General features: G+C 60.0%; 16 protein-coding genes and 1 tRNA gene. 4 read left to right on the top strand and 13 right to left on the bottom strand.

Going from position 1 to position 16,301, the window contains the following annotated elements; all coding sequences use genetic code 11:
• Positions 1-4: 4 nt before the first annotated feature.
• Complete coding sequence (gene upp / locus BSG20_RS10650) at positions 5-634, top strand: uracil phosphoribosyltransferase (protein ID WP_072375232.1); 630 nt, start codon at positions 5-7, stop codon at positions 632-634.
• Between the two features lie 160 nt (positions 635-794).
• The gene (locus BSG20_RS10645) at positions 795-1,316 is read left to right on the top strand and encodes a TIGR02281 family clan AA aspartic protease (protein ID WP_072375150.1); all 522 of its coding nucleotides are present in this window, start codon (positions 795-797) and stop codon (positions 1,314-1,316) included.
• Between the two features lie 133 nt (positions 1,317-1,449).
• Here BSG20_RS10645 and BSG20_RS10640 read toward each other — a convergent pair whose 3' ends face one another.
• The 12 genes from BSG20_RS10640 to BSG20_RS10585 form a co-directional block, all read right to left on the bottom strand.
• Entirely contained in the window at positions 1,450-2,250 is an 801-nt protein-coding gene (locus BSG20_RS10640; protein WP_072375153.1) for an ATP-binding cassette domain-containing protein, read from the bottom strand.
• Positions 2,243-4,495, bottom strand: a complete 2,253-nt coding sequence (locus tag BSG20_RS10635) for an ABC transporter permease (protein ID WP_072375156.1) — start codon at positions 4,493-4,495, stop codon at positions 2,243-2,245. Before BSG20_RS10635 ends, BSG20_RS10640 begins: the two co-directional genes overlap by 8 nt.
• A gap of 78 nt (positions 4,496-4,573) precedes the next feature.
• A complete protein-coding gene (locus BSG20_RS10630) occupies positions 4,574-5,656 on the bottom strand; it encodes a substrate-binding domain-containing protein (protein WP_072375159.1) in 1,083 nt (360 codons plus the stop codon).
• 390 nt (positions 5,657-6,046) lie between these two features.
• Complete coding sequence (deoA, locus tag BSG20_RS10625) at positions 6,047-7,363, bottom strand: thymidine phosphorylase (RefSeq protein WP_072375162.1); 1,317 nt, start codon at positions 7,361-7,363, stop codon at positions 6,047-6,049.
• Position 7,364: 1 nt separating this feature from the next.
• Positions 7,365-8,141, bottom strand: coding sequence for a deoxyribose-phosphate aldolase (gene deoC, locus BSG20_RS10620; RefSeq protein ID WP_024313424.1), 777 nt, complete (start codon positions 8,139-8,141; stop codon positions 7,365-7,367).
• Positions 8,138-8,941 (bottom strand): purine-nucleoside phosphorylase, encoded by an 804-nt coding sequence (locus BSG20_RS10615; RefSeq protein ID WP_072375165.1) that lies wholly within the window; start codon positions 8,939-8,941, stop codon positions 8,138-8,140. Before BSG20_RS10615 ends, deoC begins: the two co-directional genes overlap by 4 nt.
• Entirely contained in the window at positions 8,938-9,327 is a 390-nt protein-coding gene (locus BSG20_RS10610) for a cytidine deaminase (RefSeq protein ID WP_024313426.1), read from the bottom strand. Before BSG20_RS10610 ends, BSG20_RS10615 begins: the two co-directional genes overlap by 4 nt.
• Before the next feature lie 4 nt (positions 9,328-9,331).
• Entirely contained in the window at positions 9,332-10,303 is a 972-nt protein-coding gene (locus BSG20_RS10605) for an ABC transporter permease (RefSeq protein WP_072375167.1), read from the bottom strand.
• 13 nt (positions 10,304-10,316) lie between these two features.
• Entirely contained in the window at positions 10,317-11,420 is a 1,104-nt protein-coding gene (locus BSG20_RS10600; protein WP_072375170.1) for an ABC transporter permease, read from the bottom strand.
• Positions 11,421-11,427: 7 nt separating this feature from the next.
• Positions 11,428-12,939, bottom strand: a complete 1,512-nt coding sequence (locus BSG20_RS10595) for an ABC transporter ATP-binding protein (RefSeq protein ID WP_177309831.1) — start codon at positions 12,937-12,939, stop codon at positions 11,428-11,430.
• Positions 12,940-13,007: 68 nt separating this feature from the next.
• Positions 13,008-14,000, bottom strand: a complete 993-nt coding sequence (locus tag BSG20_RS10590) for a BMP family lipoprotein (protein ID WP_024313430.1) — start codon at positions 13,998-14,000, stop codon at positions 13,008-13,010.
• A gap of 315 nt (positions 14,001-14,315) precedes the next feature.
• Complete coding sequence (locus tag BSG20_RS10585) at positions 14,316-14,633, bottom strand: hypothetical protein (protein WP_024313431.1); 318 nt, start codon at positions 14,631-14,633, stop codon at positions 14,316-14,318.
• A 228-nt stretch (positions 14,634-14,861) separates the two neighbouring features.
• On the opposite strand from BSG20_RS10585, the gene BSG20_RS10580 reads away from it, so the two are divergent.
• Positions 14,862-14,951: transfer RNA gene (locus BSG20_RS10580), tRNA-Ser, on the top strand.
• Positions 14,952-15,148: 197 nt separating this feature from the next.
• On the opposite strand, the gene msrA is transcribed toward BSG20_RS10580, so the two are convergent.
• A complete protein-coding gene (gene msrA / locus BSG20_RS10575; RefSeq protein WP_072375176.1) occupies positions 15,149-15,670 on the bottom strand; it encodes a peptide-methionine (S)-S-oxide reductase MsrA in 522 nt (173 codons plus the stop codon).
• A 287-nt stretch (positions 15,671-15,957) separates the two neighbouring features.
• Here msrA and BSG20_RS36980 point away from each other — a divergent pair, with 287 nt between their 5' ends.
• Positions 15,958-16,275: a hypothetical protein gene (locus tag BSG20_RS36980; protein ID WP_210216954.1), complete on the top strand. Its 318-nt coding sequence runs from the start codon at positions 15,958-15,960 to the stop codon at positions 16,273-16,275.
• Positions 16,276-16,301: the final 26 nt, after the last annotated feature.

Raw genomic sequence — 16,301 nt, 5'->3', positions numbered from 1 at the left:
GGCCATGGATGGCGTAACGGTCATTGATCACCCGCTTGTGCAGCACAAACTCACGATCATGCGGCGCAAGGAGACCTCTACCGGGAGTTTTCGTCGGCTCCTGCGCGAAATCTCTACGCTGCTCTGCTACGAAGTGACCCGCGATCTGGAGCTCACGATGGAGACCATCGAGACGCCCCTGCAGACGATGGAATCGCCGATCCTCGAAGGCAAGAAGCTCGTCTTCGCCTCGATCCTGCGTGCCGGTAACGGCCTTCTCGAAGGCATGCTCGATCTCGTGCCGTCGGCGCGCGTGTCGCATATCGGCGTCTACCGCGATCACGAGACGCTGCAGCCGGTCGAATATTACTTCAAGGCTCCCGAGGATATTTCGGAGCGCCTGATCATCGTCGTCGACCCGATGCTTGCCACCGGCAATTCGTCGATCGCCGCAATCGACAAGCTCAAGGAACGCGGAGCCCACAATATTCGCTTCCTTTGCCTTCTGGCGGCACCCGAGGGCATCAGAAATTTCCGCGAGGCGCATCCGGATGTTCCCGTCTTCACCGCCTCCATCGACAGCCATCTGAACGAGAAGGGCTACATCATGCCTGGTCTCGGCGACGCCGGCGACCGCATGTACGGCACGAAATGATTTGCACTCCGTTTACCAAATAGAGGCAGTTGATGGCCCGGACATGCTTGCCGGGCCATTTGCTTTGCCGGCATTAGCAACTTGTCAGCAAATATGGCGTAGCAGCTAGAAGCATGGCCACGCATGACGCGGGGTTTATACAGGAAGGATTTCTGTCCCGATGCTCCTGCGCACCGTCATTTTTGCAAGCATCGCCGCGGTGCTTGCCACACAAATTCCGTCCCTCATGGGAAAACCCGGCAGCGAAGCAGTTGTTTCGGCCAACTTCGTAACCGGCAGGACCGAACAGAGACCTGCCACCGCGGTGAATGGTGGCACGACGCGCCTGCAGGCCGATGCCCAGGGACATTACTCCGGAGACTTCAAAATCAACGGTCGACAGGTGCAGGGCCTGATCGACACAGGTGCAACCTATGTCGCTCTGAACGAGAGCTTCGCCCGACGCCTTGGCTACACCGGCAACCAGCTTGATTTCCGCTACTCGGTGGACACGGCCAATGGGCAGACAAAGGCGGCGCACATCACATTGGATCGGGTGGAAATCGGTGGCATTCGTGTGCGCGACGTGGAGGCTTTCGTGCTGAAGGATGATGCCCTTTCCTCCACGCTCGTCGGCATGAGCTTCCTCAGGAAGCTTGCCTCCTATTCCGTTGCAGATGGATCCCTCAGTTTGAAGCAATAGACCGGGTATCGAGGACTTTCCACAGCCTACGGGTCATCAAGACCGCACATCATCTCCTCACCGGCGTTTCGCCGTCGTCGAAAACCTGTCGAGGCAAATCCACGCCCGGGCGTAATGCAGGTTGGGCATGACGTCACGGCGTCGATGGCCGATCAATGTTTCTTGCCTCGTCGGCTGTCAGCGCGTTCTCGCGGGTTCCGGAGACAATTATCTCCAAGACCTCGTGCTCGTCCGTGTTTTTGACGTAGCGGTCGCCGACATACTCTCCGCGCTTGAGGACCATGACACGATCACCCACGGCAAAAATATCAACAAGGCGATGCGAGATGATGATTTGGGCGACGCCTTGCTTCTTCAGCTCCAGCATGGTTTCGAGCAGCCGTTCGGTCGCCATCACGGAAAGGTTGGCAGTCGGCTCGTCGAGGATCACGACGCGCGGTTCGAACGAGATCGCGCGGGCAATCGCTACAGATTGCTGGCGACCGCCTGACAGGCTTTCAACCTTTTGATAGACGGAATTCACGTCGACTTTAAGCCGTTTCAGAACGCGGTCGGCCTCGGCATACATCTTTCGTCGGTTGACGAAGGGGCCCTTGAGGGGCCAGCGGCCAAGGAAGATGTTCTGACCGACATCCATGTTCCCGCAAAGCGCGAAGTCTTGATAGATCATCTCGATTCCGGCGTCGCGGCTCTCGTGCGGACCCTTGAAATACACCGGTTGCCCAGCAACCAGGATTTCGCCGGAATCGCGCTGATAGGCACCGGTCAGAATCTTCATCAGCGTCGACTTGCCGGCCGAATTGTCGCCGACTAGGCCGAGAATCTCGCCTGGATAAAGCACGAGATCGACTTTGCGCAGTGCCTGCACGGCTCCGAAGGCCTTCTCGATGCTCCGCATTTCGACAATCGGCTGTAAGGGTTGCGCGTCAGCCATGGATGCGTTCTCCCGTTGGCACCGCTTTCGTAAAAAGGGCCCGCAGGCGCGCGAAGACATTGGCCTGACGCACCCATATGTCGATCAGCACTGCGACAATGAGGATGACCCCAATGAAGACATTGATCCAGTGCTGCGGCATGCTGAAGCCCTGGACGTTGAGCTGCAGGAGTGCCCGGATGAGCGTGATGACGGCCGCTCCGGCAAGCGAACCGATCATCGTGCCATAACCGCCGAAGATCGATCCGCCGCCGATGATAACGGAGGCGATGGCGTCAAGCTCCCGGAACTGGCCGGCAACCGGGTTGAAGCTGCGGAAGTAAGCGACGTTGATGATCCCGGCCACGGCTGCGCAAAGAGCGGCCAGCATGAGTGAAGTGAAACGCACGCGGTTCGTGTTGATGCCGGCATAAGCGGCCGCGCGGACGTTGCCGCCCGCCGCGCAGACCTTTAGTCCGAATGGTGTGTAGGCAAGCACGATACCAGCCGTGACGGCGACCAAAAAAATAAATATCGTCTGGATGCTGACGACCTCGGCCACCGAGCGAATGATCCCCGGCGGCAGCGATAGGCCGAAATGCAGGAGAACGTCATTCACCTTGCGACCAAGCAGGTTGTAGCCTTCAGGCCAACCGGTCAGTTGCTGGCCGGCGACGAACCAGGCGGCGAGACCTCGGGCAATGTAGAACATGCCGAGCGTGGCAATGAAGGCCGGTAGCTTGAAGCCGACTGTGACGACGGCGTTAACGAGGCCCGCAGCGCTCCCCGCGAGCAGCCCCATCGCTACGGCAGTGAACGGATCGGCGCCCAATACCTTCAAGAAATAGGCTGCGGTGCTGCCTGCAAGCGCAAGCACTGCGCCAACGGAAAGATCGATATCGCCGGCCGCAATGACGTAAGTCAGTCCGACGGTAATGAGTGCCAGTTCTGTGTAGTTGAGCAGGATCGCGAAGGTGTTGGGCAGATTCCACCAGTAATCTGGCCTCAGCGCCAAACCGGTCAGCCACAGCACCGTGGTCAGGATGATGGCGAGCGCGTCACGGCGCGCGAGGAACTTGCCGAGCCCGGTAGCCGAGAGTGCGATGTCGGTCGCCATCGCCCCTTTCGTCTGCGCGCCCTCCAGGGCCACGCCGCCGGTCTCGTAGGCTGGCGGCGGTGGTCTGCCGCGGATCCAGGCCCAGAACCTGGCCGCGATCTGGCGGCGAATGAGGAACGGCTCGATGAGCACGGCCGTGACGAGAAGGAGACCCAGGAAAACCAACACGGCACCGGCGGGTAGGGTGAACCTGGCACCGACGGCAATGCTCTCCCCGTCGATAACGACGGTACGCGTGATCGGCCAGCCCTCGCGCAATACCTTGTCGATCAGCACGACGGCTGCGGCCCCAAGGCAAGACCCGATCACCCGACCGCGCCCACCCAGGATCGATGCACCGCCTATGACGACCGACGCGATAACGGTGAGTTCCCAACTGACGCCGTAAAGAGGAGTGACACCCTTGTCCTGCGCAGCTGACAAGAGAGCAGAAAGGGTCGCGCAAAGCGATGAGAGCAGGTAAGCGCGAATGCGCACCCAGCGCGTGCGGATGCCGGCATAGGCTGCAGCCTGCTCGTTTCCGCCCGTAGCAAAGGTCTCATAGCCCCAACGGGACTTGGCAAGCACATAAGCGCCGATGACAGCGATGAGAAGGAAGATCGCGATCTGGTTGTTGAAGCCGAGAGCATTGATCTCGCCGAGATGAAAGAAGAGCGGATAGTCTTTCGCCTTGCTGGAGTAATAGATCGCCTGACCATGCGAAAGCGCAAGAACGAAGCCGCGACCGATGAAAAGCATCGTCAGCGTAGCAATGAAGGCAGGCACTCTCAGGGTCGTCACAAGCACGCCGTTGACGAGGCCAATCACCGTGCCCAGCAGCACACAGAAGATTGCGGACTCCATGACCCCAAAGTCGAGAACGTTCGACGCAAAAAGCCTGGCGAAAACCACGGCGATCAGTCCGTAGGTGGAGCCGACCGAAAGATCGAGATCCTTGTTGGCGATGACGAAGGTCATTCCGACCGCGATGATCCCGACACGGGATGTATCGCGCAGCAGCGCGTGAAGGGCTTCCGGAGAGCCAAAAAAGGCCGGATTGACGAAAGCGCCGCCGAGATAGAGCAACGCGAGGAAGACCAGCAGCCCAGCCTCCCAGCCGCCGACGAGCTGCGGCGGCGCGCGGCCTAACGATGTTGTCGTGGACGCCATGGTCTCTGCCGATCAACCTTGCCGTTGCGATGCGGGAGGCTTGCGTCCTCCCGCATCGATTTCAGGCGTTTCAGGTGGTTAGTTCTCGAAGCGCTTGCCAACGTTTGCGACGGTCTCCTTCGTCACTAGTTGTGCACGCGTGTCGAGGTTGGCGGCAGCAATGCCGCGATCGATCTGCAGGTAAAGCTGCATGACAGGCCAGAAGCCCTGCAGGAAGGGTTGCTGTCCCAGCGAGCCGGTCAGGTTTCCAGCGGCAATGCCCTCTTGCTGCGCCGGGCCGAGATCGAAACCAAATGCGCAGAACTTGCCGGTCCGCCCCATCTGCGCGACCGCCTTCACGAGCGGTGGCGTGAAGACGTTGTTGGCTGTGAAGGCGCCGACCGCGTCGCCGCGGGACTCGAAGAGCGAAACGAGCGCATTGACCGGATCGTTCGGGTTCGTGTCGATCCCGACATTCTCCGGCCCGGCGTCGACCTTGAAAGCGTCAAGCTTGCCGGCATCCTTCAACGTCTTGACGATGGCGTTGAAAGCGGCGGTCACGCGGTTGTTCACCTCAATGTTGCCCATCGCGGTCGACGACGGCAAGAGAATCGAGCCGCTGGTCGCGCCGCTCGCAAGCACGCAATTGGCGAGTGCCTCGCCGCCGATTGCTGCGGCCGATGCGTCCTGGCCGGTATGACTTATATTGTTGCGATGGAGGATGGTCGCATCGAACGAGTTGGTCGTCGCGATCGGTATGCCTGCCGCCTCGGCCGCCTTGACGATGTCATTATAGGCGCCAATCTGCGGCGTCGTCATGATAATGCCGTCTATTGTCGGGTCCTGGACAATCTGGTTCAGGATCTCGATCTCACGCGCTGGATCGTCTACCGGTGATTCCGAACCGAGCAGCAGGATCTTGGCGCCGATCATGTTGCCGGCGACGGTCGCGCCGACATAGACAGGATCAAAAAAGCCGTTGCCTGCCGTATGCGTCACGATCGCGAAGGTCAAATGACCGTCAGCCGAATGGAAATCTTTCGTGCCGGGCGCTTCCTTGGCAGCTTCGGCAAAATTGTAGCCGCCAACCGCTTTCTCAACGCTGCCCGACTGCGCAAATGCCTGCGAGACGCCGAGCGATAGTACCGCAGCTGACGCCGCGTACAGCAAAGTCCGCCTCATGATTAATCCTCCCTTGAGCCAAGGGAGGAAAGCCGTTCGGGCGCAATTTATAGAGAGTGAGGGCCGAAGGCTTCCTCCCATGCGCTAATATTCTGCGCAATTCTGATGCAAGTAAACGATGAACTCATCGTAAGGGCGAATTTGCTTGCCGTGTGCGCATCTTATACTTGTGTTGCATGGCAAATAGCCGTCGAAGTCGTGTTTGGATGCCTCGAGGCAGCCCGGCGCGCATTTCGCCAGCGCTGGCGGGCGTCGGTATTCGAAATCCAGGACCGGGCATCACCGGTTAATCCGGCATCAGCAGCAGTGGACTTTCGACCCGGCGCAGACCGACGGATACCGGGTATGGCGATGGCTGCGGGATTGACCGCCCGCATCGGGTTGCCACTATCATCTAGCCGCGATGCGCTGGCACACGACTGTGGGAATTGCCGGTTGCCGTTCATCGATCCGGTAGTTTGCGGTCAGGGCTGCCACTGCGGCATCCGCCGAAGCCTCGCTTGCGGCATGCACCAACGCAATCGGGTCGCCTTGTTCGACAGCCGTGCCAAGCGGAAGAATGTCTGAAATCCCAACGCGATGATCGATCCTGTCGTTGGGATGCCGTCGTCCGCCACCGAGGTCGACAACGGTCATGCCGATCTCGCGAACGTCGCAGCCGGAAAGCCAACCGGACCGAGGCGCGGGAACCGGCTTCGTGACCGGTGCCTTGACGAGATATTTGTCCGGCGCTTGCAAAAGATCGGATGGGCCGCCGAGAAGGTGGACCATGCGGGCAAAATTCTCGGCGGCCCTGCCTGAAGCAAGGGCGTCTGCGGCCCGCGTTTCACCGTCCCGCAGTGACGAGGCCAGGCCGGATTTCATCAGCATCTCGGCCGCAAAGGCCAGCACGGCCGCCTCGAGGCGTGTGTTCTTCTTGCCGCCTGCCAGAAATTCCAGGCAATTGCGGATTTCGACGGCATTTCCTGCCGCATCCGCGAGCGGCTGGTTCATGTCGGTGATCAGCGCCGACGTCCTGACGCCTGCGCTATTGGCGACATCGACAAGCGCGCGGGCGAGTGTCTCGGCGTCTTTCGGCTTGGCCATGAACGCGCCGCTACCGACCTTGACGTCGAGGACCAGGGTCTGCAGCCCGGCCGCAAGTTTCTTCGAGAGGATCGAGGCGGTGATGAGCGGGATCGAGTCGACGGTCGCCGTCACATCCCGTACGGCGTAGAGCTTGCCATCGGCAGGAGCAAGGGCTCCGGTCTGCCCGATGATAGCGCATCCGACATCCTTCACGACCTTGCGAAAGAGGGTTGCGTCGGGGGTGATGGTGTAGCCGGGAATGGCTTCGAGCTTGTCCAATGTTCCGCCGGTATGGCCGAGGCCACGACCGGAAATCATCGGAACCGCCAGGCCGCATGCTGCGGCGATCGGCGCGAGCATCAGGGAAACGTTGTCGCCGACGCCGCCTGTCGAATGCTTGTCGGCGATCGGACGGTCGATGTCGGTCCAGCTCAGCGTGTCGCCCGAGTGCGCCATTGCAAGCGTCAGGGCCACGACCTCTTCGCGCGACATGCCCTTGAACCAGACTGCCATGGCAAAGGCGCCGATCTGCCCCTCCGAGAGCTGGCCGGACGCAAGTGCGGCAATGAACGACTGAATGTCCCCTTCGGAAAGCGTCTCGCCGTTTCGTTTCTGGCGGATGATCTCCTGCGGGATCATTTCAATAGCTCGATGCAGCGGCGGGCGCGGATTGCGTGCCGCTAAGAACGGCAAGGATATCGTCGAGCAATCCGGACGCACCGAAGCGGAAGGTGGACGGCATGGGCCAATCCGGTGCCATGATCGTCTCCGCAAGGCTCAGATAGAGCGCAGCGTCTGCCACCGACCCGATACCACCCGCCGGCTTGAAGCCGACCTTACGGCCACTCTGGCGGATGACCCGCAACATGATGTCGGCAGCTTCCAACGTCGCATTGACGGACACCTTGCCGGTGGACGTCTTGATGAAATCAGCGCCGGCCTCGATGGCGAGTTCGGAGGCGCGACGGATCAGCGCCGCGTCCTTGATTTCGCCAGTCTCGAGAATGACCTTCAGAAGAACCGGATCCTTGCACTCGGCGCGGACGGCCGCAACCATGTCGGTGACGGCCTTGCCGCTACCCGTCATGAACTTGCGATAGGGGATGACGAGGTCGATTTCGTCGGCGCCATCGGCAATCGCCTCGCGAGTTTCGGCGGCGACGTCGGCAACTTCCATCTCGCCGGAGGGGAAGTTGACCACGGTCGCAATGCGCACCGGATGGCCTGTGCCGAGGACGGCGCGGGCGCGGGCAACGAAGCGCGGCCAGATGCAGATCGCTGCCGTGCTGCCAAAAGGGGTCTGAGCCCGGGCGCACAGCGCATCGATCTGCGCCTCGGTGCAATCATCCTTGAGGTTGGTGAGATCGAGGAGGGAAAGGGCGACGGCGGCCGTCTCCTTGCTGGAATGACTGGTCATTGTTCGCGTTCTCCTGCAATCATTTCTTTCAGTATGGCAGCGAGGCGAGCGCCGCCGATCGGAGCCATGTCCTTGGTTTCGTCATGGCTCAGTTCGCCGCCGGTCATGCCGGCTCCATAGTTGGTGATAACCGACGCTGCCGCAACCCTTAAGCCCAGCATTCGCGCGATAATGACCTCCGGTACGGTCGACATGCCAACGGCATCCGCGCCGAGAATGCGGGCCATCCGGATTTCAGCGGGCGTCTCGAAGCTCGGACCGGAAAACCACATATAGACGCCTTGCGACAAGGCGATGCCGATCGTCGCTGCAGCCTTGCGCATCTTATCGGCAAGGCTTGCATCATAGGCGCTTGTCATGCCCACGAAGCGTCGGTCACTTTCCTCGCCGATCAGCGGATTCACGCCGGAATAGTTGATGTGATCGGTGATCTGCATCACCGAGCCGGGCGGCATGTCGTTTCTCAAGGAACCGGCGGAATTGGTCAGGATCAAGGTTTCAATGCCAAGACCCTTGAGTACCTCGATCGGCAGCCGCATCGCGCTCGCATCGCCTTTCTCGTAAAAGTGGACGCGGCCTGACAGCATGACGACCGGGACACCACCCAGCGAGCCGGCAACCACCTCGCCGGCGTGGCCCGAAACAGCGCTGACCGGAAAGCCGGGCAAATCATGGTAGGGAATGCGATGCGCGTCTGTCAGTTGGCCGACCAGCGAACCGAGGCCGGAGCCAAGCACAATGCCGTAGCGCGGCGAAAGGCCGCCGAGCTTGCCGGCAAGGACGTCCAGCGCGGCACTCATCCGAGTTCGGTCTCGAAGCTGAAGGGCAGGAGCTCGTCCATGGTCATCGTTTTCTTCACGCCGGCTTCGTCGCAGAGATAGATCTTCGTATCCTTGGAAGCGAACTCAGAGATCTTTTGCCGGCAACCGCCACAGGGCGGGCAAAGGGGCAGCTTCTCGGCAATAACAGCCATTTCGACGATCTTCTTGGCACCGCCCATGATCATGGCGCTGATAGCGGTCGGCTCCGCGCACCAACCCTGCGGGAAAGACAGGTTCTCGATATTGGCGCCGGTATAGACCTTGCCATCCTCGGCGCGGATCGCTGCACCGACCGGGAACTTCGAATAGGGGGCATGAGCGAAAGCCATGGCTCCGCGAGCGGCCTCGAAAAGATCGTGGGACATGTTCTCAACGTTCCTTCGTATAGGGGACACCCCCCGCCTTCGGCGGGATTGCGACGCCGATGAAACCGGCGAGCAGAATGCAGGTGAGTATATAGGGCAGCGCCTGGAAGATCTGCACCGGCACTTCGCCGATCAGAGGAACCTGCTTGCCCTGCATGAAGTTCGCCAGCGCATCGAGGAAGCCGAAGAGCAGGCAGGCGAACATGACGGGCACCGGCTTCCACTTCGCAAAGACCAGCGCCGCAAGCGCAATGTAGCCCTTACCAGCCGACATATCCTTGATGAAGGCTGCCGATTGCGCGATCGCCAGGTAGGTTCCGGAGAAACCGCAGAGGATGCCGGCGCACATGACCGCACGATAGCGCAGCCAGCTCACCGAAATGCCCGCCGTATCGACCGCGCCGGGATTCTCGCCCACCGCCCGCAGTCGCAAGCCGAAGCGCGTGCGATAGAGGATCCACCAGGAGAGGGGAACGGCAAGGAAGGCTAGGTAAGTCAGGATGTTGTTGCCCGAGATCACGTTGGCATAGAGCGGACCGATGACGGGAACGCCGCGGATTGCATCGGCACCGGGCAGCACGATCGGAGCAAAGCGGGCGTCCGGAAGCAGCTGCGGCGTGCGACCGCCCTGGCCGAACCAGGCGCCGCCGAGAACGATCGTGATACCGGCGATGAAGAAGTTGATCGCCACGCCCGAGATGATCTGGTTGCCGCGATTGGTGATGGAGGCGAAGCCATGCACGAGGCTGAGCGCCACTGAGCAAATGATGCCGGCACCAAGACCTAGCCAAGCTGAGCCGGTCAGGTAGGCGACGCACGCCGCCGCGAACGCCGAGCCAAGCATCTTGCCTTCGAGGCCAATGTCGAAGATGCCGGCACGCTCGGAAAACAGACCTGCCAACGCCGTGAAGATCAGCGGGATCGACAAGCGGATCGTGGAGCTCAGGACGCTGATGAAGATGTCATAGTAATCCATCGTCCGTTCCCCCTCACGCGGCCTTGAACTGTTGGTAGGCGCGAACCATCGCAGGTCTGAACATGTATTCCAGCGCGCCCGCGAAGAGGATGACGAGACCCTGGATAACCAGGATCATTTCGCGCGTGATGTTCGGCATCTCGAAGGAGATCCAGTCGCCACCCTGATAGAGGATACCGAAGAGGATCGCCGAGAAGATGATCCCGACAGGATGATTTCTTCCCATCAGCGACACGGCGATGCCAACGAAGCCGGCTCCACCGACAAACTCCACCTGCAGACGGGCGGAGGAGCCCATCACCGGATTAAGCGCCATCATGCCCGCCAGCGCGCCGGAGAGCAGCATCGCGATCATGACGGTACGGGCGTAGGGGATGCCGGCATAGGCTGCCGCGCTTTGGCTGACGCCAAGCGTCCGCATTTCGAAGCCGAGCTTGGTGCGCCAGATCAGCAGCCAGACGAAATAGGCGGCAATGAGCGCGATAAGGAAGGAGACGTTGAACGGTGCGGCGCCGAGCTTGGCGCCGAAAAGGTTCATAAGCCAGCCGAGTTTCGGCAATTGACCGCCTTCAAGGAATGTCCGTGTTTCCGGAGCCATCTTGCCAGGCACGATAAGCACATGCACCAGCAGGTACACCATCAATGCTGCGCCGATATAGTTGAACATGATGGTGGTGATGACGATGTGGCTGCCGCGCTTGGCCTGCAGGAAAGCCGGGATGAAGGCCCAGGCGGCACCAAAGAGGCCCGCGCCCACCACCGCCACCGGCATGGTCACATACCATGGCACATAGTGGTCGAGTGCCAGCGCCACCAGCGCGCAGCCGAGGCCGCCGAGATAGGCCTGGCCTTCCGAACCGATGTTGAACAGGCCCGCGTGAATAGCCACCGCTACGGAAAGTCCGGTGAAGATGAAGCTCGTCGCATAGTAGAGCGTAAAGCCGATGCCTTCGCCGCTGCCGAGCGCGCCATCGATCAGCAGCGACAGGGCCGCAAGCGGGCTCTCCCCGATCAGCCAGACGACGAAGCCGGAGATCAGGAAGGCGACGAACAGATTCAACAGCGGGATGAGGCCGTAGTTGATCCAATTTGGAAGTGGAACTGAAGCAGTGCTCATGAAGGCCTCACGCGGCAATGCCGGCCATCATCAGGCCGAGGGTCTGTTCACCGGCATCGGGCGTCTTCTCGCCGACGACATGGCCGGCAAACATGACAAGGATACGGTCTGAAAGGGCGCGGATTTCGTCAAGCTCGACGGAGACAAGCAGGATCGCCTTGCCTTGGTCGCGCATCTCGATGATCCGGCGATGGATGAATTCGATGGCGCCGATATCGACGCCGCGCGTCGGCTGGCCGATGATCAGCGCCGTCGGATCGCGCTCGATCTCGCGCGCCACGACGATCTTCTGCTGGTTGCCGCCGGAGAAGTTCGCGGTCTTCAGCCGCGGGTTCGGCGGACGGATGTCATATTTCTCGATCTTCTCCATGGCGTCCTTGCGGATCGCGTCGAGATCGAGCAGCGGGCCTTTGCTGTAGCCAGGATTGCGGTGGTAGCCGAGAACGGAGTTCTCGTATTCCTCGAACTTCAGCACCAGCCCCATGTGATGCCGGTCTTCCGGAATATGGGCAAGGCCAAGCTCGCGCAAGCGCGCCGGATCGGCTTTGTCGATCGTTTGCCCGTCGAGGAATATTTCGCCGGAATGCGGCTTGCGGATGCCGGCAATCGCCTCCAGCAATTCGGACTGCCCGTTGCCGGCGACGCCAGCAATGCCGACAATCTCGCCGGCGCGGACATCGAAGGACACGTTGTCGACCATGATGACGCCGCGATTGTCCTTAACGGTGAGGCTGCGGACCGACAGGATCACCTTGCCAGGATTGGCCTCACCCTTCTGTACGCGCAGCAGGACGCGGCGGCCGACCATCAGCTCGGCCAGTTCCTCGACGGTCGTCTCGGATGTCTTGCGGGTCGCCACCATCTCGCCGCGGCGCATGACGGAAACGGTGTCGGTGATCGCCATGATCTCGCGCAGCTTGTGGGTGATCAGAATGACGGTCTTGCCTTGGTCGCGCAGGACGCGAAGGATCTTGAACAGATGGTCGGCTTCGGCCGGCGTCAGGACGCCCGTCGGCTCGTCAAGAATAAGGATCTCGGCGCCGCGGTACATGGCCTTGAGGATCTCCACGCGCTGCTGCAACCCGACCGGAAGCTCTTCGATCAACGCATCGGGATTGACCTCGAGGCCGTAGTCTTTTTCCAGGCGCCGCAGCTCGGCACGCGCGGAAGAGACTCCCTTGGCGAGCAGCGCACCGCCCTCGGCCCCAAGCATGATGTTTTCGAGCACCGTGAAATTGTCGACCAGCATGAAGTGCTGGTGCACCATACCGATCCCGGTGGCGATCGCAGCCTGGCTGTCCTTAACGGTCACGGGATTGCCGTTGACGCGAATCTCACCACTATCGGCATGGTAGAAACCGTAGATGATCGACATCAAGGTCGATTTCCCGGCACCGTTTTCCCCGATGATGCCGTGAATCGTACCCTTGGTGACGGTAAGATTGATATCTTTGTTGGCGTGAACGGCACCGAATTTCTTGTCGATGCCCACAAGTTCGATAGCGGGCGTGTCTGTCACAGCAGGCTCCAAATACGAAAAGGGCGTATGACGGAGTAACTCCGCCATACGCCCGTCTCAGTCACGGATCACTTCGGGCAAGCGTTGTCCGTCGTGTAGTCGTGAACCTTGATGGTTCCCGCGATGATGCCTTCCCTGGCCTTGTCGAGCGCAGCCTGCATTTCCGGCGTGATCAGCGCCTTGTTGTTGTCGTCGACGGCGGCGGCAACGCCGTCCTCCTTGACGCCGAGCGCCTGGACGCCGGCCGTGAACTTGTCACCCTTGACGTCGCTGAAACCGTTGTAAACTGCGAGGTCAACACGCTTGACCATCGACGTCAGGACGGAGCCCGGGTGAAGGTGGTTCTGGTTGCTATCGACGCCGATCGAGAGCTTCTTGTTGTCGGCGGCCGTCTGCAAGACGCCGAGGCCGGTTGCGCCCGCTGCAGCGTAGATGACGTCCGCGCCCTGATCGATCTGGTTCTTGGTGAGTTCGCCACCACGTACCGGGTCATTCCAAGCAGCGCCTGTCGTGCCGGTCATGTTCTGGAACACTTCGACATCAGCCTTGACGGAGCGTGCGCCCTGCTCGTAGCCGCATTCGAACTTGCGGATCAGCGGAATGTCCATACCGCCGACGAAGCCGACCTTGCCGGTCTTCGAAGCGAGGCCAGCAAGTGTGCCAACGAGGAAGGAACCTTCTTCTTCCTTGTAGACGACGGAACGGACGTTCGGTTTGTCGACGACGGCGTCAACGATGACGAACTTTGTGTCGGGAAATTCAGCTGCGACCTTCTCGATAGCCGAGGTCCAGGCGAACGAGACGGCGATAACCGGGTTGAAGCCACGGCTTGCGAAGTTGCGGATTGCCTGTTCGCCCTGGGTGTCACCGGTCGGCTCGAAGTCGCGATAAGCGATCCCCGTTTCCTTCTTGAACTTCTCGGCGCCATTGTAGGCTGCTTCGTTAAAGGACTTATCGAACTTCCCGCCGGTACCGTAGACGAGCGCCGGCTTGACGTCGGCGGCGAGCGCCGTCGTGGACATGGCAGCCACGGCCAGGAGAGTCAGAAGGGATTTTTTCATGAGTTGCAGCCCTATTGTTTCTAATTGTTTGGGTCCTCCCGCAAGCCTGTTCCAGGCATGTCTGCGGAACCACCGACCTCCCCCCGGAGGCCTGGCTGGGCGCATCCTTGCATGGCTCAAAAAAAATTTCACGAGAAATTTTTCGGCTGGTAAAAATTTGCCGCAATTGCCAAAAATCAGCTCATGCGGGCTGATTTTTGCGCAAAATCATCGTTGGGCTGCGATTTTTCTAGCCAAGCGGGCAGCTTGAGCCGGTTTCGCGCAGGACCTATGTCCGTTCGGATCCAAGGCCAGCGAGATAGGTAGCGACGTGGATTATGCAGCAAAACGGCCCGCGACCGGCGGCTTTTTGTAGCCCGCCATCCACAACAGAAGCGATAGCACCAGAAATACCGCGAAGGCCGGCTGAAGCATGAGCCACTGGAAGGCAAGTGTGTAGAACCGCGGGTGGATATAGTAGGCAATGCTCGATTGCAGTGCTTCCAACGACGACGGATTCAAATCCTGCCATGCGTCACCCATGGGCGTTATGACCACAGACGAGGCGGCAACGGACTGGATTGAATCGATCGTTCCGGCAATCACGGCAACAGCCAGCGCAACAAGACTTGCCAAACGCAAAAGGAAACGCATCGATCTCTCCGGCCACTCATGCACCGGGCTCTCGCCCGGCCAGCCGCGCCATTCGCCATCCAAATGAAAGATAGTTACGGGTGGGTGGAACTGCAATGGAGGCCCTGGCCGCACTTTTACCGGAAGAAGTCAAAAAACTGTTAGATTTGGGTTGATCGGCGAAAATTCATCGGTATATATCGCGGCCGTTCCGACGATTTGCATCTTAGCAGATGCAGACCGCCTAAAGGACAGGTGGCCGAGTGGTTTAAGGCGCACGCCTGGAACGCGTGTGTACGTGAAAGCGTACCGTGGGTTCGAATCCCACCCTGTCCGCCATTTCTTTCAAAGAAGTGATTTGTCTACAACTGCTTGGGGCATGTGGCATCGGTTGCGCGTCTTGGGCCAACCATTCGCATGATGGCCGCTTAAAGTTTCCCGGTCGCCTGCTTCTTGATGTGCGTTACCTCCCGACATCGCCCCGAACTGCAAAGGCCTTGCCGTCAGGCAAGGCCTGCTTCGCGCGCACGCTCGGCTCATCCAACGGCGGCGGTGTCTTGCTGCCGTTTCGGCAATTTCCACCCGGGTCGGATAAAATGGCATGTGTATCCGTTCGGAATGCGTTCCAGATAGTCCTGGTGCTCAGGTTCCGCTTCCCAGAAATCACTTGCTGGAACGACTTCGGTAACCACTTTCCCCGGCCATAGACCCGATGCGTTCACGTCAGCAATGGTGTCTTCGGCAGTCAAGCGCTGTTCGTCGTTGGCGTAGAATATCGCCGACCTGTAACTGCTGCCGAGATCGTTGCCTTGCCGGTTGAGTGTCGTCGGATCATGGATCTGGAAAAAGAACTCAAGGATGTCGCGGTAGCTGATTGTCGAGGGATCGAACATGATCTCGATCGCCTCGGCATGGTTGCCGTGATTCCGGTAGGTGGCGTTTGCTATTTCGCCACCCGTGTAACCCACGCGAGTGGACACGACGCCGGGATAGCGTCTGATGAGATCCTGCATACCCCAAAAGCAACCGCCCGCCAGTACCGCACGCTCTACAGTCATTGGATCGTCCTTTCCGCCAAACAATGCGCGTCAACATAGGCAGCCCGCGCCTTGCCCCTAAATGGGGACGGGAACCGACTTTTGCCAGTTCATGCCCCGCTCCAGCCTGGGGATCTATGGTTCGAACTAGCGCTTCATATCGGGACAGACGTACGGAGCCTTCGCTGCAGCATAGGTCCGCTCGATAACATCCTTTCCCGCGGTGATCTGAAGAGTGAGACCATCCGAGGAAACGGCCTTTATTTTGGCCCGTATCGTCGCTCCGTCCTCGTCCCATGAAAGCTCCAATGAAAGAACACAAGGGGAGAACACCACCATCTGGCGGCCTATTCCTTGGGTTCTGTTGGTATGTGATCGGCATTTTCGCCGATCGGCTAAAAGTCTCTTATCCGCAGGACAAAAGTGTCCTGCGGTTCTCGAACCATTCTCCAATTCGTGACCCTGATGCCGCTTCTGGCTTCGGTCACAGAGTGGCGTTCAGCTCCCGGTTTCCCATTCTCCCTGAGGAGCGCAGCCCAGTCCTGTCGGGCTCGCTAGACAGTCATCAGGACAACCGGGATATCGTCGACGCGCCTTCCGTGGTGCTTTCACCGCGCTGCTCGTAAGCGCGTTGGTCACGCAGGATCTGGAA

Origin of the sequence: Rhizobium tibeticum (assembly GCF_900110205.1) — a bacterium.
Lineage (GTDB): Bacteria > Pseudomonadota > Alphaproteobacteria > Rhizobiales > Rhizobiaceae > Rhizobium > Rhizobium tibeticum.
Note: the sequence above shows the minus strand (reverse complement) of the source record. Positions and strands in the feature narration are given on the sequence as shown.